The 24,519-nt window shown below is 62.4% G+C and carries 22 protein-coding genes and 1 pseudogene; 14 read left to right on the forward strand and 9 right to left on the reverse strand.

Features of this window, described 5'->3' with window-relative positions; all coding sequences use genetic code 11:
* A pseudogene (locus tag GR212_RS36860) lies at window positions 1-216 on the reverse strand (HlyD family secretion protein); the annotation flags it as partial.
* A gap of 138 nt (window positions 217-354) precedes the next feature.
* Here GR212_RS36860 and GR212_RS18490 point away from each other — a divergent pair.
* Window positions 355-1,257, forward strand: a complete 903-nt coding sequence (locus GR212_RS18490) for a LysR family transcriptional regulator (protein ID WP_163988108.1) — start codon at window positions 355-357, stop codon at window positions 1,255-1,257.
* A gap of 104 nt (window positions 1,258-1,361) precedes the next feature.
* Here GR212_RS18490 and GR212_RS18495 read toward each other — a convergent pair whose 3' ends face one another.
* From GR212_RS18495 to GR212_RS18515, 5 genes are read right to left on the reverse strand one after another with little or no spacing between them, the layout of a single operon-like run.
* Window positions 1,362-2,315, reverse strand: coding sequence for an aliphatic sulfonate ABC transporter substrate-binding protein (locus GR212_RS18495; protein ID WP_246725802.1), 954 nt, complete (start codon window positions 2,313-2,315; stop codon window positions 1,362-1,364).
* Between the two features lie 47 nt (window positions 2,316-2,362).
* On the reverse strand, window positions 2,363-3,067 hold the full coding sequence (locus GR212_RS18500; RefSeq protein WP_163988109.1) for an ABC transporter ATP-binding protein: 705 nt from the start codon (window positions 3,065-3,067) through the stop codon (window positions 2,363-2,365).
* Complete coding sequence (locus GR212_RS18505; protein WP_163988110.1) at window positions 3,064-3,900, reverse strand: ABC transporter permease subunit; 837 nt, start codon at window positions 3,898-3,900, stop codon at window positions 3,064-3,066. Before GR212_RS18505 ends, GR212_RS18500 begins: the two co-directional genes overlap by 4 nt.
* On the reverse strand, window positions 3,893-5,026 hold the full coding sequence (locus GR212_RS18510; protein ID WP_163988111.1) for an LLM class flavin-dependent oxidoreductase: 1,134 nt from the start codon (window positions 5,024-5,026) through the stop codon (window positions 3,893-3,895). The genes GR212_RS18505 and GR212_RS18510 overlap by 8 nt, the downstream gene beginning before the upstream one ends.
* Before the next feature lies 1 nt (window position 5,027).
* Window positions 5,028-5,876, reverse strand: coding sequence for an ABC transporter substrate-binding protein (locus tag GR212_RS18515; RefSeq protein WP_246725803.1), 849 nt, complete (start codon window positions 5,874-5,876; stop codon window positions 5,028-5,030).
* Between the two features lie 130 nt (window positions 5,877-6,006).
* Between GR212_RS18515 and GR212_RS18520 the strand changes: the two genes are divergently transcribed.
* The 8 genes from GR212_RS18520 (at window position 6,007) to GR212_RS18555 (ending at window position 14,258) form a co-directional block, all read left to right on the forward strand.
* Complete coding sequence (locus GR212_RS18520; protein ID WP_163988112.1) at window positions 6,007-6,408, forward strand: ArsR/SmtB family transcription factor; 402 nt, start codon at window positions 6,007-6,009, stop codon at window positions 6,406-6,408.
* Window positions 6,409-6,687: 279 nt separating this feature from the next.
* Window positions 6,688-8,322, forward strand: a complete 1,635-nt coding sequence (locus GR212_RS18525; RefSeq protein ID WP_163988113.1) for a TIGR04028 family ABC transporter substrate-binding protein — start codon at window positions 6,688-6,690, stop codon at window positions 8,320-8,322.
* A gap of 60 nt (window positions 8,323-8,382) precedes the next feature.
* Window positions 8,383-9,324, forward strand: a complete 942-nt coding sequence (locus GR212_RS18530; protein WP_163988114.1) for an ABC transporter permease — start codon at window positions 8,383-8,385, stop codon at window positions 9,322-9,324.
* Complete coding sequence (locus GR212_RS18535) at window positions 9,324-10,241, forward strand: ABC transporter permease (protein WP_163988484.1); 918 nt, start codon at window positions 9,324-9,326, stop codon at window positions 10,239-10,241. The genes GR212_RS18530 and GR212_RS18535 overlap by 1 nt, the downstream gene beginning before the upstream one ends.
* Window positions 10,238-11,920 (forward strand): dipeptide ABC transporter ATP-binding protein, encoded by a 1,683-nt coding sequence (locus tag GR212_RS18540; protein ID WP_163988115.1) that lies wholly within the window; start codon window positions 10,238-10,240, stop codon window positions 11,918-11,920. Before GR212_RS18535 ends, GR212_RS18540 begins: the two co-directional genes overlap by 4 nt.
* Window positions 11,921-11,924: 4 nt before the next feature.
* Window positions 11,925-12,974 carry a putative FMN-dependent luciferase-like monooxygenase gene (locus GR212_RS18545; RefSeq protein WP_204326652.1) on the forward strand — a complete coding sequence of 350 codons (1,050 nt, stop codon included), beginning with the start codon at window positions 11,925-11,927 and terminating at the stop codon, window positions 12,972-12,974.
* Window positions 12,975-13,003: 29 nt separating this feature from the next.
* Window positions 13,004-13,633 (forward strand): CMD domain protein, encoded by a 630-nt coding sequence (locus tag GR212_RS18550; protein ID WP_163988116.1) that lies wholly within the window; start codon window positions 13,004-13,006, stop codon window positions 13,631-13,633.
* Between the two features lie 22 nt (window positions 13,634-13,655).
* Window positions 13,656-14,258: an alkylhydroperoxidase domain protein gene (locus tag GR212_RS18555; RefSeq protein WP_163988117.1), complete on the forward strand. Its 603-nt coding sequence runs from the start codon at window positions 13,656-13,658 to the stop codon at window positions 14,256-14,258.
* 105 nt (window positions 14,259-14,363) lie between these two features.
* Here GR212_RS18555 and GR212_RS18560 read toward each other — a convergent pair whose 3' ends face one another.
* The 3 genes from GR212_RS18560 to GR212_RS18570 form a co-directional block, all read right to left on the reverse strand.
* Complete coding sequence (locus tag GR212_RS18560) at window positions 14,364-15,371, reverse strand: ABC transporter permease (RefSeq protein ID WP_163988118.1); 1,008 nt, start codon at window positions 15,369-15,371, stop codon at window positions 14,364-14,366.
* Between the two features lie 129 nt (window positions 15,372-15,500).
* Window positions 15,501-17,042 (reverse strand): sugar ABC transporter ATP-binding protein, encoded by a 1,542-nt coding sequence (locus GR212_RS18565; RefSeq protein ID WP_163988119.1) that lies wholly within the window; start codon window positions 17,040-17,042, stop codon window positions 15,501-15,503.
* A 107-nt stretch (window positions 17,043-17,149) separates the two neighbouring features.
* A complete protein-coding gene (locus GR212_RS18570; protein ID WP_163988120.1) occupies window positions 17,150-18,106 on the reverse strand; it encodes a sugar-binding protein in 957 nt (318 codons plus the stop codon).
* Between the two features lie 458 nt (window positions 18,107-18,564).
* Between GR212_RS18570 and GR212_RS18575 the strand changes: the two genes are divergently transcribed.
* The 5 genes from GR212_RS18575 (at window position 18,565) to GR212_RS18595 (ending at window position 24,509) form a co-directional block, all read left to right on the forward strand.
* Window positions 18,565-19,614, forward strand: a complete 1,050-nt coding sequence (locus GR212_RS18575) for a LacI family DNA-binding transcriptional regulator (RefSeq protein WP_204326658.1) — start codon at window positions 18,565-18,567, stop codon at window positions 19,612-19,614.
* 327 nt (window positions 19,615-19,941) lie between these two features.
* Window positions 19,942-21,153: a glycosyltransferase family 4 protein gene (locus GR212_RS18580; protein ID WP_163988122.1), complete on the forward strand. Its 1,212-nt coding sequence runs from the start codon at window positions 19,942-19,944 to the stop codon at window positions 21,151-21,153.
* A gap of 9 nt (window positions 21,154-21,162) precedes the next feature.
* Window positions 21,163-22,155: an NAD-dependent epimerase/dehydratase family protein gene (locus tag GR212_RS18585; protein WP_246725805.1), complete on the forward strand. Its 993-nt coding sequence runs from the start codon at window positions 21,163-21,165 to the stop codon at window positions 22,153-22,155.
* A gap of 117 nt (window positions 22,156-22,272) precedes the next feature.
* Entirely contained in the window at window positions 22,273-23,493 is a 1,221-nt protein-coding gene (locus tag GR212_RS18590; protein WP_163988123.1) for an MHYT domain-containing protein, read from the forward strand.
* Between the two features lie 152 nt (window positions 23,494-23,645).
* Entirely contained in the window at window positions 23,646-24,509 is an 864-nt protein-coding gene (locus GR212_RS18595; RefSeq protein ID WP_163988124.1) for an FAD binding domain-containing protein, read from the forward strand.
* Window positions 24,510-24,519 lie beyond the last annotated feature (10 nt).

Consider the following 24,519-nt stretch of genomic DNA (forward strand, 5'->3'; position numbering starts at 1 on the left):
CCCGCCAACCCCAACAACAGCAACCAACGCCGCAATGAGGAGGCTCCGCTTGAGGAGCTTCCGGCCGGCCCTGGGAGCGGGGGCGGCGGGAACGGATGCCTCGACCGCCGGTCCCTTGGGGGCTTCGGCGGCGGGGGACTTTGCTACTTCGCCGGCCGGAGCGGCATCGGCTTGGCTTGCGTTTCTGAACGCATCGTTGCGGGGCAGTTCGACCATGGTCCGTTTCCTTCGGTATCGCCACCCCTTTGCACGGGGCCAATTTTGATGCGATGAAGATGCGTCGGAACGGTCCTTCTGATAATCTCCTCAAATCTGGAAGGATCATCAACTCACAGTGGATAATCCGAGGACGAAATGGATCGGCTGACCAGCCTCACAGTCTTTGGCCGGGTGGTGGAATGCGGCGGCTTTTCCGCCGCCGCTCGCCGGCTCAACATGTCCGTCACCATGGTGGGCAACCATGTGCAGTCTCTGGAAGATCGCCTCGGCGTGCGGCTTCTGAACCGCACGACACGCCGCATCAGCCTGACGGAAACCGGCAAGTATTACTATGAGCGCTCCTCCCAGATTCTTGCGGACCTGGAAGAGGCGGATCGGGCGGCGGGCGCGCTCAGCACCATGCCGCGCGGCACGCTGAAGATCTATACCAGCGGCGCCATCGTCCGCTTCCTGTTGCCCGTCATCAATGAGTTCATGACGCAATATCCCGCGATCTCGCTCGATTTCAATGTCGGCGAACGGTCGATCGACATGATCGAAGAGGGCTATGACCTGATGATCCGCACGCTGCCCGCGCCGGATTCGACGCTCGTCGCGCGCAAGCTTGCGCCCTGGCGTCACATGCTCGTGTGCTCACCCGAATATCGCGACCTGCATCCCATGCCGAAGGTTCCGGCCGACCTCGCGGCGCATAATTGCCTGCAATATGCCTATTATCCCTATGGCGACGAATGGCGTTTCGAAGATGCCGACGGCAATCAGAAAGGCGTCAAGATCTCCGGCAATGTCGTCTCCAACAGCGCCGAGACGCTGCGGTTTCTGCTGGCGAGCGGGCAGGGCATCTTCCTTGCTCCGAGCTTCATCGTCTTCGACGATGTCGCCGCCGGCCGCCTCGTGCGCGCCATGCCCGACTATCGGGCTGTGGAGTTCACGATCAGTGCGATCTACCCGAACCGCAGCCATCTGCCGACGAAAGTGCGATTGTTCATCGACCTGCTGGCGGAGCGTTTCGCCGAACATCGCAAATGGATGACCTGATCGGCCGAGGCAATCCGACTTGCGCGCCAGAGCAGCCGTCCCCCGCTGCCCCGGCAGTCTTGCCAGGGCCGATTTCGCCTGGAATGGTCTTGGCGACCGTCAGCCTATTTCAGCGACACGACGCCGGCCGCGACATCCGGTATGGCCGGAATGATGCCGCTCTTGGCATACCATTCGGCGACTTTGCCGATCTGCGCGGCATCCGCCGCGGAAACCGCCGTCGTCGGGACGGCATTGTTCTCGCCGATCTTCTGGGCGAGGTCGGCCGGCACGTTCATTTCCTTGACCCAGATGGCTCCGGCTTCGGCCTTGTTGGCGATAGACCAGGCATTTTCCGATTTGATCACATCGAAGACGAGCTGAAGCTGGTCGGGTTTCGATTGGGCGAAGTCCTTGCTGGCGACCAGGACGACGGCATTGTCCGAGCGGATGGCGCCGCCGTCGGCGACGACCTTGCCGTCATAGGCTTTCTCGGCGATCGTCAGAAACGGATCCCAGGTGGCCCAGGCATCGACATGGCCCTGGGTGAAGCTTGGGCCGCTGTCGCTGGGGCTCAAATAGACGCGCTCCACGCTCTTCGGATCGACGCCGTTGGTCTCGAGACCCTGCATGAGCAGGTATTCGCCCGTGCCGCCGCGATTGACGGCGACCTTCTTGCCGGCGAGGTCCTTGATGGAGCCGATCGTGGAATCCTTCTTGACGACGATCCCTTCCGAACCCGGCGCCATCTTCTGGTAAGCGAAAATGACCAGCGGGACATTGGCCGCGAGTGCGGTGATCGCGGACGTCGAGCTGCCGGCGGTGATGTCGATGCTGCCGGCGTTCAGGGCTTCAAAGGCGGGAGCTGCCGCCGGGAAAGGCCCGGCCCATTCCACCTTGATGCCCTTGTCGGCAAGCGCCTTTTCGAGCGTGCCGCGTGACTTGGCGAGCGTGATGTCGTTCGGCCCCCGCAGCCAGCCGATACGCACCACCTGGTTCGCCGCTTGGGCGGCGGGGGCGAGCGTTGCGATGGCGGCTGTCGCGGCCATGGCGACGAAGAATTGACGCTTTGTGATCATTTTGCTGTTCCGATCTGCCGAAATGGCGTGCGTGGGAGCGATAGATATCAGGCATGGGAGGGTTCGACGCCGAGCTCGGCCAGGAGCTCGGCTTCGATACGGGCTGCCTCGGGAGAGCTGCGCCGACGAGGATGGTCGAGAGCGACGCGGATCTCCTTGGTAAAGCGGCCGTTTTCGAGGACGAGGATGCGGTCGGCGAGCGTGATGGCCTCCCCTATGTCATGGGTGACCAGCAGAACCGCAGGTCGGTGTTTCTGCCAGAGATCGAACACCAGCCCATGCATGCGCAGGCGCGTCAGGGCGTCGAGGGCCGCAAAAGGCTCGTCCAGCAACAGCAACTCGGGCTCGCGCACAAGCGCGCGGGCAAGCGCTGCGCGTTGCGCTTCGCCACCTGAAAGGGTCAGCGGCCAGGCATTCAACCGATGCGAAAGCCCGACGTCCTCAAGCGTTTGAACGGCGATGGAGCGCGCGTCGCTGCGCCTGACGCCGAGAGTGACATTGTCGACGACCGTCTTCCACGGCATCAGCCTCGGCTCCTGAAAGACGACCGAGCGACGCCGCGGGAGCTGCAATTGCCGCGCCGGCGCATCGTCAAGCCCGGCAAGCATGCGCAGCAAGGTGGATTTACCGGACCCGCTGCGACCGAGGAGGGCAACGAATTCGCCGGCCGCGATCGTCAGATCGATGCCGTCAAGGATTGCCGGGCCGCCGAAGGTGCGTGTGAGGCCGCGGATATCGACCGGCGCCGTCATGCCAGTACCTGCGGGCGCCAGCGCAGCGCATAGGCTTCGATCAGCCGCACCAGCCCATCCGTCAGCAGCCCCATGATGGCATAGACCATGAGGCAGACCACGATGACATCCGTCTGCAGGAAATCGCGGGCATAGGTGATGATATAGCCGATGCCGCTGGAAGCATTGATCTGTTCGCCGACCACCAGACTGAGCCACGCGACGCTGAGGCCATATCGAACACCGATGAGAAGAGAAGGCAGCGCGCCCGGAATGACGACGTGGCGGATGATGCCGAACGTATCGAGCCCCAGCGTGCGGCCGGCTTCGACCAGCTTTCCGTCGATACCGCGAATTCCCCCATGCAGGGTCAGATAGATCGGGAAAACGGCGCCGAACGCGACGAGACCGATCTTCGGCCCTTCGCCGATGCCGAACCAGAGGATGAAGAGGGGCAGAAGCCCGAGAAATGGCATGGCCTTCAGCATTTGAAGCGGCGGATCGATGGCCGTTTCCCCGAGCCTCGACAGGCCGGCGGCAAGCGCCAGCGCGACGCCGACGGCAAGGGCGATGGAAAAGCCGGCCAACACGCGCAGGAAGGAAACCGCAAGACCTGTCACCAGCTCGCCCGAGATGACCAATCGATCGGCGGCCCGGAGGATTTCACTGGGTGCTGCGAGCGTGTGTGGCGAAAGAACCCCCGTCATGCTGGCGATCTGCCAGAGAGCGATGATTGCGACTGGTGAGACGAGGCGTGTCGCAAATCGCACCCGCCGCCCGCCCGCCGGCCGAGGCGGCGGAGAACTGTCGGCCCGACGGGAAAGGTCTTGGTCGATGGTGGATACTTCAGCCATTCGAGGGTTTTCCGCCGAGGTCTCGATCGAACAATGTCGACCAGGTGAAGTGCTTGCGCTCCGGTGCCGTGCGCTCGACGGGAAGTCGGGGCAGAACAAGTTCGCCGAAACGATAGGCCTCCTCCAGAAGCGGCATGCCGGAGAGGATGAACGTGTCGACGCCGACTTTCCGATAGGCTTCCAACGTCCGGATTACCGTATCCGGCGAGCCGACGATGGCGGTGCCCGGACCCGGCCGGACGAGGCCGATGCCCGCCCACAGATTGGGGGAGATCTCCAGATCGCGCAGATTGGCGGGCTTGATGCCGCCGTGCATGGCGCTCATTCTCTGCTGACCGATGGAATCCGTATTGGAGACGAACCGCTGGTTGGCTGCGATCGCCGCATCGTCCATCTGCTCGTAGAGGTCCGCCGCCGCTTCCCAGGCCTTCTCGTCGGTCTGGCGGACGATGACATAGAGGCGTATGCCGTAGTTGAGGTCGCGACCGTGGACTTCCGCGCGGGCCTTCACCTTCTCGACTTTCCGGCCCATCTGCTCCGGAGTCTCGCCCCATGAAAGGTAGGTCTCCACATGCTTGGCGGCGACCTCTATGGCGCTGTCGGACGAGCCGCCGAACCAGAGCGGCGGCGGCTTGATGGCCGATCCGGCCGGCAGCGCGAGTTTCGCCCCTTCCGTCTGGAAATACTTGCCCGTGTGAGTGACGCTTTCACCGGCCATCAGCCGATGCCAGATGGTCAGGTATTCGTCCGCCATCAGATAGCGTTCGTCATGCGGCATCATCATGCCGTAGGCGCCGAGCATCTTGGCGTCTCCGGAGACGACATTCAGCATCAGCCGGCCGTTCGAGAATTCCTGGAAGGTGGCCGCCATCTTTGCCAGAAGCGTCGGAGCGATAAGCCCCGGATGGAAGGCGATGAGGAACTTCATCCGCTCCGTGTAGGGAAGGAGTGCGCCGGCAAGCGGCCAGACGTCATGCGCGCCGGTTGCAAACAGCGCGCCGGTGAAGCCGAGATGGTCATAGGCTTGAGCAAGCTGCTTGTAATAGCCGTAGTCGATGGTGCGCGACCCTTCGGGTTTCCAAGGATAGGCGCCATCCGGCGCGCACATGTACCAGAGTACGTTCATTTCAAATCTCTTTGTCGCTTGTCGTCACTATCGTCAGTCTGGCCGGCAGATCACCGTGGTCGAAGAGCGTGTCGGCCTCCGCCTGCTGTTCGCGCAGAAGCGCGGCATCCGCGGCTGTCGCCTGCCAATTCCGGCCTGAGACGACGCGCGTCCAGGCCCGCCTCTCCGTCTCGTCTCCGCCGGCGGCAAGAAGGGCGGCCGCCTTTTCGGGGTCGGCGGCAATTTCCGCCCCGAGGCGTTGCAGCTCTCCGGCAAAATCGCTCATCGCGTCCCTGGACAGGTCTCGATCCCGGATGGTCCAGAACAGCGAACGGTTTGGAATGAGGTCGCCGCAATGGGCGAGCACACGGAACTCTCCGCTGACGAGCGATTGCTCCAAATGCGGAGCCATGGCGACCCAGGCCTTGACCGTTCCGCTCCTCAGCGCCTCGCGCGAGAGCACCGGCGCCAGGTCGCGGCGATGGATGTCGGCCAGCTTCAGATTTGCTTCCCCGAGCTGCTTGGCAAGGAAGTAGGTGAGAAAGGAGCCGTCGACCAGGGCGACCGCTTCCCCTTTGAGATCGGCGACGTCCTCGATATCGGAGGTTTTCGATACCAGGATTGCGCCGTTGGCCGGGCGGGGCGCCGACGCTGCGACATAGGAAACCGAAAGCCCGGACACCGCCGCAAGGATCGGCGGCGTGGATCCCGTTCCGCCAATATCGAATTCGCCTCGAACGAGCTTGTCCGCCGTGTCACGCCCTTCGTGATAGCCGATGAATTCCGGGTTCATGCCGGCAAACGCTCCCGGCCATAGCGATGCCAGGCGAAGGTGCAGATTGTTCGGATGATGGCCAATCCTGAAAGCCAAGACATTTACCTCGTTGCTTATTGTTATATAAATTTATATAATGACTAGAGAATTCTTGGCGAGAAATTCAACGCTGAAAATTTGAAGAGAAAGAGAAAAAAATTCCGAACAAGCGCAGGATCAGAAGCGGATGACGAGCAGCTCCAAGATCGAGAAAAGCCGGACGCGCCAACCCCATGAACCCAAGGTGAAATGTCGTGCCATCGGGGCCGCCTCCGATTTCCTGAAGGCCATGTCAAATCCGGTTCGGCTGGCAATCCTGTGCGTTCTCATGGAAGGCGCGAGAACCGTGGGGGAGCTGGAGGAGATTCTCGACGTGCACCAGCCGACGCTATCCCAGCAGATCGGTGAATTGCGCGATGCCGGTATCATTGCCGGCAGGCGCGTGGCGAAGGCCGTCGTCTATCGCCTGGCGGACCCGCGCGCGGGCCAGATCATCGGCCATCTGCGATTGCTCTTTCCCGATTCCACGGCGTCCGCCGTATGGCGCGGAACGCAGTTCGAGCCAGCCAATGCTGTGGAGATGGGCTAGATCTCCGATCTGGAACAGCACGGAAATCCAGTGCTGTCGGAAGCCATATCGATGCATGCCCGCATGAGGCGGCGGACGAATTTCCCGGTGAGCCGTTGGTTTAGACATCATCCTGCCGTCGCCCCGGCCGATCAGACACCAAGTTGCGGATAATGACGGACTTTGCGGATGTCGTTTCAATAGTCTCGCGAAAAATAGAAGACTAATTCCATAGACGATATTGGAATGCCGTGGCCGCTTCGATACCCTTCCGGAACATTCGGTATCCGAGGGATTTCAATGACGATAGCAGCAAATTTCAAGGCATTTATTCTGACGGCCGGCCTCGTGTCGTTGCTGTCGTCAGCCGCATTTTCGGCTGACGACAGCAAGCCCGTTCAGGGTGGCACGCTCATCTATCTGGAGCAGCAGTCACACACGAACCTCTATCCGCCCGCGGGCGGCTTTTATCCGAATGGCGGCGTGCTGAACCAGATCACCGACAAGCTGACCTATCAGAATCCCCAGACCTTGCAGATAGAGCCTTGGATCGCGGAATCGTGGACTGTCAACGACACTGCCACGGAATATACCTTCAAGCTTCGCAAGGGCGTGACCTTCTCCGACGGATCGCCGCTCGACGCCAATGCCGTCGCCAAGAACTACGATACGTTCGGCCTTGGCAACAAGGAGCTGAAGCAGCCGGTTTCGGAGGTCATCAACAACTACGACCACAGCGAAGTTGTCGATCCCGATACCGTGAAGTTCTATTTCAAGAAGCCGTCGCCCGGCTTCCTGCAGGGTACGTCGGTGATCGGATCCGGCCTCGTCTCGCTGAAGACGCTTGCGCTGCCCTTCGACCAGCTCGGCGATGCGACGAAGATCATCGGTTCCGGCCCCTTCGTCGTCGCGAGCGAGACGCTCGGCAAGCAACTCGAACTGAAGGCCCGGCCGGATTACAACTGGGGTCCGGCTAAACTCGAGCATCAGGGCCGCCCCTATCTCGACGGTATCAAATACATCATCACCGGCGAAGACAGCGTGCGCATCGGCGCATTGCTTTCCGGCCAGGCCGATTTCATTCGTCAGCTTCAGGCCTATGACGAAAAGCAGGTGGTCGATCAGAGCTTCGCGATCTATGCGGCGCCGACCCGTGGCGTGAACGACAGCGTCGCCTTCCGCCCGGACAATCCGCTCGTCGCCGATATCAAGGTTCGCCAGGCGCTCCTGCATGCCACCAACAACAAGGAAATCGTCGATACGTTGTTTTCGACGAATTATCCGCAGGCAAAGTCGATCATTTCGTCGGCTGCGGCCGGATATGCGGATCTTTCCTCGAAGCTGACCTACGATCCGGCCGCCGCAGAGAAGCTGCTGGACGAGGCGGGCTGGACGAAGGGAGCGGACGGCGTTCGCCAGAAGGACGGCAAGCCGCTTTCGCTCGCTGTCTATGAATCGATACCGCAGCCGCAGAACAAGGCCGTCTTGCAGCTCGTCGCTCAGCAATGGGCCAAGATCGGCGTGAAATTGCAGGTTCTGGCCGGCACATCCGGAAATCTGGTGACCGACAATGTCGATCCGGCCAAGACGCCGCTGGTGGTCGCTGAAGTCGGCCGCGCCGATCCCGATGTCATCAAGAGCCAGTTCTATGCGAAAAACCGCGATGCCCTGCTGCAGAAGGGTGGCCTCAACCCCAAGGCGACGTTCTCGGACGACAAGCTGAACGGCATTCTCGAGACCGTTGCTTCCGAAACCGACAGCGGCAAGCGATTGGCCGCAGCCAAGGCCGCGCAGGAATATCTGCTGGATCAGGCCTATGTCATCCCGTTCTTCGAGGAACCGCAGGTCTTTGCGGGCGCGCCTTATGTGAAGGGGATTGCATTCGAGGCGGTCGGCCGCCCCTCCTTCTACGGCACATGGCTTGCTGCGCATTGATGAAAAGCTGCGAGCCCGGCGTAGCGCCGGGCTCGTCGAATGTGAAGGCGTAAGATCGGCATGGCGAAATACATATTATCCAGAATCGGGCAGGCCCTGTTCGTGCTGTGGGCTGCATTCACGGTGTCCTTCGTGTTGCTGCAGTCGCTGCCGGGTGATGCGGTACTGATCAAGTTTCAAAATCCCGACTATGGGCTGAGCCCCGAGCAGCTTGCCGATATCAGGGCTGCCTACGGCGCCAACGGATCGTTCCTGCAGCAATATTTCCATTCCGTCGGGAATTTCTTGACGGGCGATTTCGGCTATTCCCTGCAGGCGGGGGTTCCGGTGAACTCCCTGCTTGCCACCAACGTGCCGCCGACCCTGCTGCTTGCGGGGCTGGGTTTCGTGGTGGCGGTCATTCTTGCCGTTCTGATCGCGATCGCCTCCAATCTTTCCGGCTTCGCATGGCTGCGCGGCCTGATACAGGCCATCCCCGCGCTCTTCATTTCGGTGCCGACCTTCTGGCTCGGCATCATGTTTATCCAGATTTTCTCCTTCCGCTTCCGCCTCGTGCCGGTCATCAATCCGGGCCCTTGGGAAGGCCTCTTCCTGCCCATTCTGACGGTTGCAGTCCCGATCTCGGCTCCGCTCGCGCAAATATTGCTGAAGAATATCGATGAAGTGCTGACCAGGCCTTTCGTGCCGGTCGCCCGCGCCAAGGGGCTTTCCCATGCAAGGGTCTTGTGGGCGCATGTCGCCAAGAACACGCTGCTGCCGGTCCTGACCGTTGCCGGGCTGTTGTTCGGTGAGCTGGTGGCCGGGGCCGTCATCACGGAAACGGTCTTCGGGCTCAACGGCATCGGCGGCCTGACCAAGCAGGCGGTCGACAGTCAGGATGTCGCCGTTCTCCAGGCGATCGTCATCATTGCCGCATGCGCCTTCGTCGTCATCAATCTCGTCGTCGATCTGCTCTATCCGGTGCTCGATCCGCGTCTGAAGACCAAGCTGGGAGCCGCATGATGGCAAGTATCGAAACCGCCCGCCATCATCCGGGGATCGATGCGTCCGAGCCGGAAGGCAGCACGTCGTCGGCAACGCTCCAGACCCAGCTTCGCGGAAGCATTCCGTCCGGGCGACGGTGGCCAGTCATCCAGCCCGGCCTCGTCCTTGCGTGCCTTGTGCTCGCGCTGGTCGTGCTTTGGGCCATCTTTCCCGGCATTTTCACGGTCTATGATCCGGTTCAGGGCTTGCCGGGCCAGCATCTTCGTGCGCCGAGTGCGGCACATCTGCTGGGGACTGACTCGCTCGGTCGCGACCTTTATGCCCGCATCGTCTATGGGGCCGTGCATTCGCTGTCCGGCGCGCTCGCCGCGGTGGGCATCGCCCTTCTGGTCGGTACGACGCTCGGCGTATTGGCCGGCTCGCTGGGAGGCCGGTTCGAGACCGTCATCATGAGGCTGGTGGACGTCATGCTGTCCATTCCGGACTTGCTGCTGTCGCTTAGCATCATCGTTCTCCTCGGCTTCGGCACGGTCAATGCGGCAATCGCGGTCGGCTGCACGCTGATCGCCAAGTTTGCCCGGTTGGTCCGTTCGGAAGTCGTCACGGTGCGGCGAAGCGAATATGTCGAAGCCGCCTTCGGCAGCGGCGGCACCTTCTTCAAGGTGCTGTGGCGTCATATTCTTCCCAATTCGCTGACCTCGGTGATCGCCTTTGCCGCCCTTCAGGCGGGCTGGGCCATCCTGCAGCTGTCGACCCTCGGCTTCCTCGGCTATGGCGCCCCGCCGCCAACGCCGGAATGGGGTCTGTTGATCGCCGAGGGACGCAACTACATCGCAACCGCCTGGTGGCTGACGGCGGCGCCCGGTCTCGTCGTGGTCCTTGTCGTCATTTCCATCAATCGCATCAGCCGGGCTATCGGAAGGATCGGGAAATGACGGTTCCAGTGATTGGCGCGCTCGAGAGCAACACCGCTCCCATCCTCGACGTGGCAGGCCTGCGGATCGGCTATCGCGACAAAAGCGGCCTGCGCACGGTCGTTCACGATATCGATTTCCAGGTTCGCGCCGGCGAAGTCGTTGCCCTGGTCGGCGAGTCCGGCTCCGGCAAGAGTTCGACGGCGCAGGCGGTGATCGGCCTTCTGCCGGAAGGCGGTCTTCTGCAGCAAGGCACCATCCGCCTGAATGGCGAGGAGATCGGCGGCTGGCCGCAAAGACGGCTGGACAGCATTCGTGGATCGGTTATCAGCCTGGTGCCGCAGGACCCCGGCAATTCCCTCAACCCGGTCAGGACGATCGGCGATCAGGTGGCCGAGATCCTCGTCGTCCATGGCAGGGCTTCGGGGGCCGCCGCCCGCGTCCAGGCGATCGACCTTCTGGAGCGCGTCGGTCTCAGCCAGCCCCAGTTGCGCGCGAAGCAATATCCGCATGAGCTTTCCGGCGGCATGCGCCAGCGCGTGCTGATCGCCATCGCCATGGCCTTGAAGCCTTCGCTTATCATTGCCGACGAACCAACGAGCGCGCTTGACGTCACGGTACAGAGGCACATTCTCGACCTCATCGACGATCTCAGGCGTGAATACGGCACGGCGGTCCTGCTGGTCACGCATGACCTCGGCATTGCCGTCGACCGATCGGACCGGCTGATCGTCCTTCAGCATGGCTGCATTCAGGAGCAGGGGCGTACCGCCGACGTCGTGAGGCATCCGCAGAGCGCCTATACGCGGCGTTTGCTTGCCGACGCGCCGTCGCTGAACGTGGGCCCGCAACGCATTCCCGCTCGGCCGATCGCGTCCGTGCCGCAGCCGGCCGACGACATCATCGTCGTCGACGGGCTGGTTCAGGATTTTGGCCATGACGGAGATGCGGACAGGTTCAGAGCCGTCGATGATGTCTCGTTTCGCGTCCGCCGCGGCAGCACGCATGCGATCGTCGGCGAGTCCGGCTCCGGCAAGACGACGACGATACGGATCGTCTCGGCTTTCCAGCGGCCGACCTCCGGGAAGGTTGTGATCGACGGGCTGGACCTGTCTTCGCTGCGTGGCGAAACGCTCAGGCTTTTTCGCAAGAAAATTCAGCTGGTCTATCAAAATCCCTATGGATCGCTTGATCCACGCCAGACGATAACGACCATCGTGGAAGAGCCGTTGCTGAATTTCGAGCGGCTGCCGCGCCGGGAGCGATTGGCAAAGGTGGCCGCGACCCTCGACAGGGTCAAGCTGCCGGCCGAGGTATTTCAGCGGCGGCCGCACGCGCTCTCGGGAGGGCAGCGCCAACGTGTCGCGATTGCCCGGGCGCTGGTGCTGGACCCGCAGATCCTGGTGCTGGACGAGGCGGTCTCCGCCCTGGACGTAACCGTGCAGGCCCAGATCCTCGATCTTCTGGACGAGCTGCAGCGCGAGCTGGGGCTGACCTACCTGTTCGTCTCCCACGATCTTGCCGTGGTGCGGCAGATCGCAGACACGGTCTCGGTTCTGAACGGGGGGCGGCTCGTCGAAACGGGCACGATCGACGATGTCTTCAGCAATCCGCAGAGCCCCTATACGCGCGAACTGATCGATGCCGTTCCCGGCAAGAAGTTTCCGCGAGTAATCGATTCCACCATCAGTGCAGGATAATTCCATGAGTACGCCATTGTCACCGAAAAGACTGGGCTTCTTCAGCCGCGTTCTCGATCAGGCGGACGCCGCGACCCGCTACCGGCTTGTCGCCGAACAGATCGTTCACGCGGAGGAACATGGCTTCGACAGCGCCTGGGTAGCGCAGCACCATTTCAACGGCGAGGAGGGCGGGCTGCCCGCGCCTCTGGTATTCCTTGCTGCACTGGCGCCGCAGACCTCCCGCATCCGCCTCGGCACGGGCGTCATCACCCTGCCGATGGAAAATGCCGTGCGGGTAGCCGAAGATACCGCCGTGCTCGATCATCTGCTTGGTGGGCGCCTGGAAGTCGGCTTCGGCACTGGGGGAACTCCGCAAGCCTTCCTGCCTTTCGGCCTGGAGAGCGGCGAGCGCGGACAGGTCTATGGCAAGCACCTCGCCCTGGTGCGCGAGGCCTGGGCCGGAGGCGAGCTTGCGGGCGGCAATCGTCTTTATCCCGTCGCGCCGCACCTGCGCGATCGTGTCTGGCAGGCGACTTTCTCCGTCGGCGGCGGCATCCGCGCCGGTGGCGATGGGGATGGGCTGATGTTGTCGCGCACGCAGCCGCGACCGCCGGAAACGCCGGACGCCGAGCTCTGGGACCTGCAGAATCCGATTATCGATGCCTATCTCTCGGCCCTGCCTGTCGGGCGTTCGCCGCGAATTCTGGGCTCGCGCAGCCTGTTCGTCTCCGAGAGCAGGAAGGAAGCCCTGCACTTTGCCGAGATCGGCCTGAGGCGCAACGTCGAGCGCTTCAAGGCGAGCGGCTTTACGTTTTCGGGCGAAACGACAGCCGATTTGATCCGGGCTTTCGACGTTCATGTCGGGACGCCGGATGACGTCATTGCGTCGCTCCGGGCCGATACCGCTTTGTCACGGGTTACGGATCTGGTGTTCCAGGTCCACTCCGTCGATCCGCCGCACGAATATATTCTGCGCTCGCTGGAGCTCATCGCGAAGCATGTCGCGCCTGCGCTCGGCTGGGTGCGGCAAGGTCCCGTCGCGAACGAACCCCGCTTGGCGGCGCGGGTCTGAATACCGGCATTTAAGGAAGGGCATTAGCCATGACGTCACAGACCACCGATACCATCGATCTTCTTGCGGGAATTCACGCCGGATCCTTGCTGGATCGCCTGCGTGCGCAAAGGCCGGAGACGCGCCTCAATGCGCAGAAAAGCTATCAGGCGCTGTTTGAGCCCGCGCATCAGGGCGATGTGACCCCGCGGGAGCGCTTTGCCGTCGCCGTCTTCGTTGCAGGGCTTCACGGCGCCGCCGAGGCCGGCGGCTTCTACGCCTCCAGGCTGAAGGAACAGGCCGGCGGGGCGGCGCTCGCCGTCTCCGTCGATGGGGAAGTCGAGCGCGGCCGCACGAACGGCCCCTATGGGCACTATCCCGCCGGTCCGCTTTCCGGAGAGGATCGGCCCGGACTCGTCTACGAGGTTTCGAACGAGAGCAGGGACGCTCTCGGGCCGAAGCTGGCGGCAGCGCTCGAGCACAGCCATCTTCTGGTTTTCCGTCCGAGAGAGGCAAGTGCTGCGGCGTTGCAAAAGCTGCTCGATGCCGGCTGGACGACCACCGGCATCGTCACGCTCTCGCAGATCGTCGCATTTCTGGCGTTCCAGATCCGCGTTGTCGCCGGCCTCAGGGCATTGGCAGAGAACGCGGCGAATGCCGGGCAGGCGGCTTCGGCCTAGTCGAATCAAGAGGAATTCCCATATGACCGAAACTGTCATTCATCCCGCAATCGAGAACCGGCCGAATGCTTTCACCCAGGCCGAAATCGGCTGGACCCCGTGGCTGCAGCCACTTGACGAGGCGGATCTGACCGAGCGTCACTGGGCCGGTCTCGTGGATGCGTCCCGCGCGAAATCGCCCTACTTCATGTTGCTGGCGCGCGACCCCGACATTCTCCAGGCTCGTACCAAGACGGACAAGGATATCTTCTACAACGTCTCGGCGGGCCTTCCCCGGGCCGAGCGCGAGCTTGCCGCGACGGCCGCCTCGCGCGCGAATGGCTGCATCTTCTGTGCATCGGTTCATTCGCGTTTCGCCTCGCATCATTCCAAGCGGACGGATGACGTGCAGCGTCTGCTGGACGACGGTCTTCAAGCCGATCTCGGCAGCCGGTGGAATGCCGTTGTCGAAGCGTCGGCGGCCCTGACGGCAACGCCATTGCAATTCGGCGCGGACGAGATCGCCAGACTGCGCGAGGAAGGATTGGACGATCTGGAGATTGCCGATGTCATCCATGGCGCGGCCTTCTTCAACTGGGCAAACCGGCTGATGTTGTCGCTGGGAGAGCCGACGCCGGCGGGCTGAGGCTTTCGGGGATACCGAGTACAAGGTTCGCAATAAGAGCCGCGTTGCCGCAAACGGGCATCGCGGCTTTCGCTTTGGCCAAATCGATCCGATCTGGGACTGCCGCTACGATTGCGTCTGGCTTGCCGGCTGTCGCGTTTCCGCCTGGCGCGCTGCCGATACCAGGCGTCGTTGCGCGCGGATGGCGCTCCATTGCTGGTCGATCAGCACGCCGAGCAGGATCACGCCGCCCATGACCGCGAAGTTGAGCGAGGAGGGGATACCGAGAAGGTTCACGAGATTCTGAAGCTCCTGCAAGAGGATGGTGCCGAGCACCACACCGATCAGGGACCCTTCGCCGCCGCGCAGAGAAAAGCCGCCGAGGACCGCCGCGGCGATGGCGTAAAGCTCGTAGAACTGCCCATGGCTCGCCGGCGAAATGGAGCGCGTGTACATGGCGAAATAGATTGCGGAAAGCGCCGTCAGCACGCCGCAGATGGTGTAGGAGACCGTCACCATCTTTCTCGTGCGGATGCCGGAATATTTCGCGGCCTCCTCGTTCTTGCCGATGGCGTAGAGATAGCGGCCATAGACCGAGCGGTGCAGGACGATCCACATGACGGCTGCAATGATCACCAGCGCGATGAAGGTGTTCGGCACGCCGTAGAAACGGCCGGCGGTCAGGAACTCCAGAGTCGGAAAATTCTGGCCGAAAGCAAAGCCGGCCGTGCCGTCCGCCGTGTAGAAGCGCGCCGCGCCGCGATAGATCAGCAAGCCGCAGAGCGTGACGACGAAAGGCTGAAGATTGAGCTTGGTGATCAGCCAGCCATGGATCGCCCCAAGGACGCCGCCGAGGATCAGAATGAGAGGAAGCGCAACCGCCCAGGGCATGTTCTGGACGGCAATGAAATCGATGAACAACACGCCGAGCAGGGCGACCAGCGAGCCGACGGAGAGCTCGATGCCGCCGGTGATGATGACGAAGGCCTGGCCGATCGACAAAATCCCGAAAAGGCCGATAAGGTTCGACGTGTTGGCGAGGTTGATCGGCAGAAGGAAGCGCGGATTGATGATCGCGACGACGATGCCGACGACGATGATCAACAGGAGCAGGCCCAGATCTTTCTTACTCATCGATTTCCATTCCCATTGGCCGCAGCCGTTAGAGCAATTCCAGGAAAAGTGCGCAGCGGTTTTCCGTCCGGAATTGCTTAAAACAAGGAGATAGGGCGGTTCAGAGATCCCATGGATAGCCGAACCGCCCTAGTGTAGCGTCTTGCCGACGGCCAGCAAAAGCACGTTTTCCTGACTGAACTGATCCTTATCCAGAATGCCGGATATCTGGCCCTCGTGCATGACCGCGATGCGGTCGGAGACGCCGATGACCTCCTCCATGTCGCTCGAGATCATCAGGATCGCCACGCCGGCATCGGCGAGCTTGCGCATCAGGCTGTAGATTTCGCTTTTCGCGCCGATATCGATGCCGCGGGTGGGTTCGTCGAAGATCAGCACCTTCGGATGCATCGCCAGCCATTTGGCGAGCACGACCTTCTGCTGGTTGCCGCCTGAAAGCGTGCCGGTGCGGGTCGAGATCGATGGCGCCTTGATGCCGAGCTGCCGGCGCTGGCTTTCGGCCGCTGTATTTTCGCGTTCCGGCGAAACCATGGAGCGGCGCGCATAGGCCGGAAGATTGGGCAGGGATATGTTCTGCGAGATCGGCATATCGAGCAGGATGCCATTGAGCTTGCGGTCTTCGGGCACGAGGAAAATGCCGTTGGCGACGGCGTCCCGGGCGGATCTCAGCTTCAGATCCTGCCCGCCAAGCGCGATGTTGCCGCCGTAGCTCTGGTCGATGCCGAAGAGGACGCGGGCAAGCTCTGTGCGGCCCGAGCCGACGAGGCCGGCGAGACCCAGGATTTCGCCGTAACGGATATCCAGATGGACCGGCTGCATCGGATAGGCGGCGGTCTGGACTGCGGAAATCTTGAGCGCGACCTCACCCGGCGGCCGGGCGGCTTCTATCGAGCGTGCGGCCAATGCGCGGCCGATCATCAGCTTTACCATGCGGTCGTGATCGATCGACTCCTTGGGCAATGTGCCGACCAGAGTTCCGTCCCGCAGCACGACGACGCGATCGGCGACGCGTTCGACTTCATGCAGTCGATGCGAAATGAAGATCACGCTGATGCCGTCCGCCTTCAGCGACGATATGACGGCCAGGAGCTTCTCCGTTTCGGCCAGCGGCAGGCTCGACGTCGGCTCGTCGAGAATGACGAGGCGGGCATTGATGGAGAGCGCCTTGGCGATTTCGACCATCTGCTGCTGGGCGAGCGAGAGCGAAGCCACCGGCGTATCCGGTGAAAAATTGGCGCCGACGCGCTTCAACAGAGGGGCCACCATGTCGCGCAGGCGGCTTCGGTCGACCAGCTTCAGAAAGCCGCCCCGCAGCGGCTCGCGGCCGAGAAAAATATTCGCAGCGACATCGAGATTCTCAAACAGGTTGAGTTCCTGATGGACGAAGGCTATGCCCGAGGCGATGCTGCTTTCGACCGTGAAGGCGCCCTGCTCGGCTCCATCGAGGCGAATGGTCCCGCGGTCCGGCTTGACGACGCCACCGAGGATTTTCATCAGCGTCGATTTGCCCGCGCCGTTTTCGCCGACAAGGCCGATCACCTCGCCGGGAGCGACATCCATCGAGAAATTATCGAGCGCCACCACGCCAGGATAGGTCTTGCCAATTCCCGAGAGGCTCAGAAAAGGCACCGTGGCTTTCGGCGCTGCCAGTGTATCCGATCGTTCAATCATGACGAGTATCGTGCCTGTGCGGTGTGGCTTCGGAAGCCGTCGCGTCGTGAGCATTTCATAAATCCAGCAGCGCCGGTCGCCGCAACCGGCGCTGCTGGAGAATGGCTTTAATTGCCAGCCATCGCCTTCAGATTTGCAGCATAGGCGTCGACGTCATCCTTGCCGATGATCTTCGTCGGGATGATGATCAGCTTGCTGTCCGGAATGCCCGACTTGTCGCCCTTCAGATAGGCGGCCATCAGCTTCATGCCCTGGTAGGCCCAGAGATAGGGCTGCTGTACGACGGTGCCGGCAATGGTGCCTTCCTTGACGCCGCCGAGCGTGATCGGATCGTCATCGAAGCCGACGACGGTGATCTGGCCGAGCTTGCCGGCTTCACGCAGCGCCTCGTAGATGCGCGGTGTGTTGTAGGAGTAGAAGCCGACCATGCAGGTCACGTCCGGGCTTGCAACCAGTGCGTCTTCGACGTTCTTCTTTGCTCTCGTCTGGTCGATGTCGTCGCCGCGCACGTCAACCAGTTCGATCTTCGTGCCGGCTATGCCGTCCTTCATGCCCTGGATGCGCTCCTTGGCATTGTCGGCGCCGAGAAGGCCGACGAAGCCGATGCACTTGCCGCCGTTCGGCAGGGCCTTCTTGGCGATTTCGGCCGCCTGCTTGCCTGCATCGACGTTCGAAGAGCCGATATAGGCGACGCGGTTCGTGTCGGGCGCGTCGCTGTCGGTGGTAAACAGCGCGGTTTCCGAACCGATCTTGTTCAATCCGTCGGTCGAGGTCTTGGGATCGACTGCGGAAACCATGATCCCCTTGACGCCGGCGGCAACGAGGTCTTCCATCAGTCGCTGCTGGATGGCGACCGAGGATTGCTCGGGATACTTCAGTTCCATATCGAAGTCAGGCAGTTCGGCCTGGGCCTTCTTGACGCCGGCTTCGGCGGCTTTCCAGAAGTCGGATGCGCCGTTGACCACAAATGCGAGCGTCGGCTTGTCGGCGGCGTAGGTTGCCGATGCATAGCTTAGCATCAGCCCTGCCGCAAAGGCGGCAGCACCTCGTCTTAGATACTTCATGATCATCCTCCCATAGACCCGCTGGCGGGATCTAGTTGCAAATCGCGGCGGATCGTCCTGCACCCCCTCCAAGGGTTTCTCGCCAAGCGAGATGCGGCACGTCCAACCACAACGCAACGGTATACGACTAATTTCGATTAGTAAATAGAATTAGTAATACAAATCGGCGTTGGACGCGCGCCATAGCGGGGAAAGCGTCGTTTCCCGTGTTATTCCAGTGGCATGTCGCTGTAAATTTGTGGGTGATCTCCCAATTTATCATCGCACCAGTTGCCGAACTCGCTCCATTGGTGATAATAAATATTAGCGAAGCCGGTGGTGGGATCCGTTGGCCGGCCTCGTTTCACGGGAGATGAGACGCAATCATGAAGAAGATATCGGCCGCAAACGGCGATCAGACGGCCGACGACAGCCGGGGCTCGAAGCGAAACGGCCGCCGCCCCGGCGCCAGGGTCACGATGACCGATATCGCCAAGGCCGCCGGTTGCTCGCAGACCGCGGTATCCTTCGTCCTGAACAATACGCCGGGCATGCGCCTGTCGCAGCAGACCCGCGACAAGGTGATCGAGGCTGCCCGCCAGCTCGGCTACGTCGCGCCGGTGCTTTCCACTCCGCCTGCGCTTCTGTCTCCCTCGCAGCTGGACGGGGTGATCGGCTTTGCCGTCGATCAGCTCGCCACCAGCCCGGAGGCGGTCGTTGCGATCGAGGGCGCGCGCCAGGCGTCCTGGAATGCCGGGAACGTGCTGCTCGTCGCGCAAACCATGAGCGATCCGATCATGGAGCCGAGAGCGCTTCAGGCCTTGAGCAACAGCGGGATCTCCGCGCTCATCTACATGACGATCTTCACCCGCGAAGTCGAGGTTCCGGACTATCTCTACGACCTCAACATTCCGATCGTCCTTCTGAATTGCTATACGTCCGACTACGCCTTTCCGGCTGTCGTTCCAAGCGAGATAGCCGGCGGCCAGACGGCGACCCGGCATCTGATCTCGCACGGCCACCATCGCATCGCCACGATCACGGGCGAGCCATGGATGCAGGCAGCACAGGATCGTCTCACCGGTTATCGCCGGGCCCTGGCGACGGCGGACATTCCCTTCGATCCGGAGCTGGTCATCGAGGGCGACTGGTCGGCGAGCGCCGGCTATTCCGGAACGATGAAGCTATTGTCGCTCGCCGAGCGCCCGACCGCGATCTTTTGCCAGAACGACCGCACCGCCATCGGATGCTATGAAGCGCTCAAGGAAGCCGGGCTTCGCATTCCCGAGGACATGTCGGTCATGGGCTATGACGATGAAGACATCTGCCGCCATCTCGTGCCGCCGCTGACGACGTCCGTGCTTCCCCACATGGCCATGGGCCAATGGGCGATCGAGCATCTCGAAACCGCTGTCTTGCCGCGCGAGCGCCGCTACCAGATCACCAAGCTCGAATGCTCCCTTGTCAAGCGCGCATCCGTTGCCGCTCCGGCCGGCCTCACGGCTGGGCGCAAGACCCGGAAAGTCTGACGGAAGCAACGATGCCGGTCTCGGGACCGGCTTCTAAGCGCGAGCGGCCTGTCTGCTCGCCTGCTGCCGGATATCGGCCGCCCCGCCACATTTCCGTCGTCGTGCAGACCGCTCGGACAGAATGGGCCCAATGGTAAGTGCGCAATCGACGTTCTTGCCCGTCGAACCGATGGAAGCCCATGAATTCAATCTGAAAGCGGATGCCATCGTGCGAATGGATGAATTGAAAAGCGGCCGCATTCGGGCGCCTTATGTATCGGGGCGAGACGTAGAAGGGCGGTTTCTTTCGTTAGGCCCCGATAACACAAGCGGGCGAGTTGCTGATCCATGCGTCTCATACTTGTCAACGATGTTTCGACCGTTCGCGGTGGCGCGACCAAGGTGGCGCTGCAATGTCTTGAGGCGAGCCGTGACGCAGGCCTGACCTGTGCCATGCTGGTCGGCGACGATGGCGAAGGCCTGAAGCCCCGCTTTGCCGAAATCCGCACCGTTGCGCTGGGCGAGCGGCCTCTTCGGGAGGGCCCGACAGTCGCCGATGTCTTTGCGAAGAGCTACAACAGACGCGCCTATGAGGCGATGGAAGGGTTGCTTCGGGAATCGAACGAGGAGACCGTCGTCCATGTGCACGGCTGGTCGCAGATCCTGTCTCCCTCGATCTTCTACGCGCTGGCCAAGCACAAGGCCAAAGTCATCGTTACGGCGCACGATTTCTTCCTGAATTGTCCCAACGGAGGGCTTATCAATTTCCGCAGCGGCCATGTCTGCACGGTCAAGCCGCTATCCGCCGCATGCCTGACGACCAATTGCGACAAGCGCAGCTATTTCCACAAGCTCTGGCGTTTCCGCCGGGCCTTGACCCAGCAGGGCGTGGGCGAGGAGTTCTGGAGCCGCGTCGGCATCGTGCTGGCGCATGAAAACATGGAAGCGCATCTGCGCTCCGGCCCGCTGCAGCACTTCACGACCTTGCGCACACCGACGGAGCCGTTGACGCAGGGACCGGTGGCGGCGTGGCGCAACCGCCATACAGTCTTTCTCGGCCGCATGTGCTGGGAAAAGGGGGTGCGGACACTGGCGGACGCGCTTAACAAAACGGGGCGAACGGCAAGGCTCATCGGGCGCGGACCGTTGCTTGCGGAGATGCAGCAGGCGCTCCCGCATTGCTTCGTGCCTGGCTGGCTGAGCGATGAAGAGGTGACAAGGCTTGCCGGGGAGGCGCGCGTTTTCGTCATGCCCTCGCGCATGCCCGAGCCCTATGGCCTGGTTGCGGCCGAGGCATTGATGTCCGGCATCCCGGTCATCGTCAGCAGCAATGCGCTGATAGCGGCGGAAGTCGCGAGCAACGGGGCCGGCCTGGTTTTCGATAGCGGCGATGCGGATTCGCTGGCCGAGAAATTGGCCGAGACCGACGACGACCATCTCATGCGAAGACTGAGCGAAGGAGCATTTGCACTTGGCAAACGCATCGCGCCGAGCAGAGCGGAATGGGCGCGTCGCATGGTGGACATCTATATGGGGCGCAGCGGTTTTCTGGCGCATTAGTGGGGGTGGATGATGGCACATGCTTTGGTGACGGGCGGCTGCGGGTTCGTGGGGCGGCATCTTGTCCGTCGGCTTCTTGCCGAAGGGCTCGACGTCGTCTGCGTCGATTCACTGGTCGCCGGGACAGGAGCGCTTCATCCCGATCTGTGGCAGGGTTTCGGGCGCTCCCGCTTCGTCTTTCTCCAGGAAGACTGCCGCGCATTCTTTGCCCGTCCGGCCGAGCATTTTGACTATGTCTTCCATCTGGCAGCGCTGGTCGGCGGCCGCGTGACGCTGGAGACGCAGGCGCTCGATGTCGCAGAGGATCTGGCGGTCGATGCGGCGCTATGGCAGTGGGCGTCGCGGGCCAATCCCGGTTCGGTGGTTTTCTTCAGCTCCAGCGCGGCCTATCCGGTATCGCTGCAGACAGCCGAGAATCATCGGCTGCTGTCGGAGGACATGATCAACTTCGACGCTGCCGTCGGCGTGCCCGATCTCAGCTATGGCTGGGCAAAGCTGACCGGCGAGTACCTGATGAAGCTCTATGTCGAGCGCTACGGCCGGAGGGCCATCGCCTACAGGCCGTTCAGCGGCTATGGCGAGGATCAGGATCTTGCCTATCCTTTCCCGGCGATCTGCCGCCGCCTGCTGGCGGAAAGAGGGGCTGCGGAAGTCTTCGTCTGGGGCTCGGGCCGGCAGTGCCGCGACTTCATCCACATTTCCGACTGTATCGAGTTCATCTGGCGGACGAAGGAACTGCTTCCCGACGGCGCGAGCCTCAATCTTTCGACCGGCATTGCCACCTCCTTCATGGAGCTGGCCGAGACCGCCTGCCGGCAGATCGGCTGGCAGCCAGCCGTCGTCGGCCGGTCGAGCCGTCCCGAAGGCGTTTTTTACCGCTGCGGCGATACGGCCCTTCAAAGATCCTACGGACTGACGCCGTCGATCAGCCTGGAAACGGGGATCATGCAGATGCTGGAGTATCTGCAATCCGAGTCGGCGCCATATGCGCTCGCCATCTGAACCGTGATCGGCCGGTTCCTGCGGAAGTCCTCGCTTGTCAATGTGGCGGGCGCGGATATAACCTTTATCCATAGGAGAGGCCGCGCCCGTGGAGGAGAAGGCGCGACCGCAGATGTCATGTTCGCTGGGCACGATCCGTTTCTCGTGGCGCTTTCGATAGCGGTCGCGATCATGGGTGGCTATACCGGCTTCGGCTTGGCCGCCCGCATCCGCAGTTCGCCTTCGGTCAACCGCAGGCTGATGCTTGCCGGCGCCGCGGCGTTTCTGGCGTTCGGCATCTGGACGATGCATTTCATCGGCATGCTGGCTGCGCCGATGCCGGCCGATGCCGTCTATCTCGTGCTTCCGACCGTGGTGTCCTTCCTGATCTGCGCGCTGGTCGTCGGCGTCTCCCTCTATTTCGTCAGCATCGGCGAGCCCTCGCGATTGCGGATCCTCGCGTCGGCGCTCCTGCTCGGGCTCGGCATTGCCTCCATGCATTATGTCGGCATTCACGGCCTTGCCGGCCACTTCGGCATCGAGCACGACTACGGGATGGTCGCGCTTTCCGTCGTCATCGCCATCGTTGCCGCCTATGGCGGCTTGCGGATCTATCTCGCGCGCCATGGCGGCTTCAGGCTTGCCTTCAGCGCGGTAGCCTTCGGCATCGCCGTTTCGGGCATGCATTACACCGCCATGTACGGCATGCATTTCCGACCCGCCGGCGGCATGGATCATGCCATGGCGATGGATGGGTTGACGGCCTCGCCGCAGGTGCTGGCGCTGATCGTCGCGCTGCTGTGCTTCCTGATCACCGTCGGCTTTCTGCTGTTTCTCGTGCCGGAAGCCCGCCAGCGGCCCGCTGCGGTCCCCGCCGATCAAGAGATCGTGTCCGGTGAGGACGGGAGCGGGCCGGAGGAGGAGCATCCGCCGGTCGTTCGGCCCCGGACGATCGTCGGCCCGCTTGCGGGCCTCGGCCAGCCACCGCAGCGTTCGACGGCGACGCGGGTGCCGATCGAGGCGGCGAACGGGACGCAATTCATCGACGCCGTCGAGATCCGCAGCATCCGCGCCGACGCCCACTACACGCTCGTCCATGACGGCCAGCGCGAACGCATGTGTCCATGGCCGATTTCCGAGGCGGAGGCGCAGCTCTGTCCCGATATCTTCATGCGCGTCCATCGCAGCCATATCGTGGCGGTGCCGCATATCACCTTCATCCGCAGGGAAGGGGATGGGGCCATGGTGGAACTGGATGGCGTCGTTCCTCACCTGGTTCCGGTCAGTCGCGCCAAGATAGCGGAGCTGAAGTCCCGCCTCGGTCTTGCCAGGGGCGAGACGACGAAAGCTTCGAGATAGGCCAGCCGGCCTGACGCAGTTCGTGCGCCGAATACCGCCGTTCGTGCGAAACTCAACCCTTGGTGATTGATTTTCCCTCCTCTCCTTGCCTGCACCGGCGGCAAGGGAAATGCTCGATTTGCGTCGTGCTCCGATCGAACGGGAGGAAGATCATGATACCGGGCGCATTCGATTTCCATCGGCCGGAAAGCGTGGCCGATGCGATCAGGCTTCTTTCCGAACTTGGCGACGAGGCACGGCCGCTTGCGGGCGGGCATAGCCTTATACCCATGATGAAACTGCGGCTTGCCGCGCCCGAGCATCTCATCGATCTGCACGGCATTGCGGCCCTTAGGGGCATCCGGCGCGAAGGCGATCTTGTCGTCATCGGCGCGATGACGACGCAGCACGACCTTGTGGTCTCTCCGGAGATCTCGAGCTTGCTGCCGATCCTCAAGGAGACGGCGCTGCTGATTGCCGACCCGCAGGTGCGGTATCGCGGCACGATCGGCGGCAATGTCGCAAACGGCGACCCCGGCAATGACATGCCGGCGCTGATGCTCACCCTCGATGCACGCTATCGTCTCGACGGGCCGAGCGGGCGGCGTGAAATCGCCGCCGCCGACTTCTATCAAGGGGCCTATTTCACGGCATTGGAGCCCGGAGAGCTGCTGACGGAGATCGTCATCCCGCAACCGGCAGAGGGACACGGCTACGCCTACGAGAAGCTCAAGCGCAAGATCGGGGATTATGCGACTGCGGCCGCTGCCGTCGTGCTCACCCTCTCCGGCGGCAAGGTCGCAAGCTGTCGTATCGGCCTTACCAACCTTTCAGAGACCGCGCTGCTTGCCGAAGATGCTGCCGCGGCGGTTGTCGGAACGAGTCTCGACGAGGCGAGCCTGCAGAAGGCGGCCCAGCTTGCGCAGGCGATCATGCAGCCGGCCGCCGATGGACGCGGGCCTGCCGAATATCGAAGACATGTTGGCGGCATCATGGTCGTGCGCGCGCTGAAACGCGCCGCCGCCCGGGCCGCGTGAGGAGACGACG

This window comes from Martinezella lusitana, assembly GCF_010668395.1.
Taxonomy (GTDB): domain Bacteria; phylum Pseudomonadota; class Alphaproteobacteria; order Rhizobiales; family Rhizobiaceae; genus Rhizobium; species Rhizobium lusitanum_A.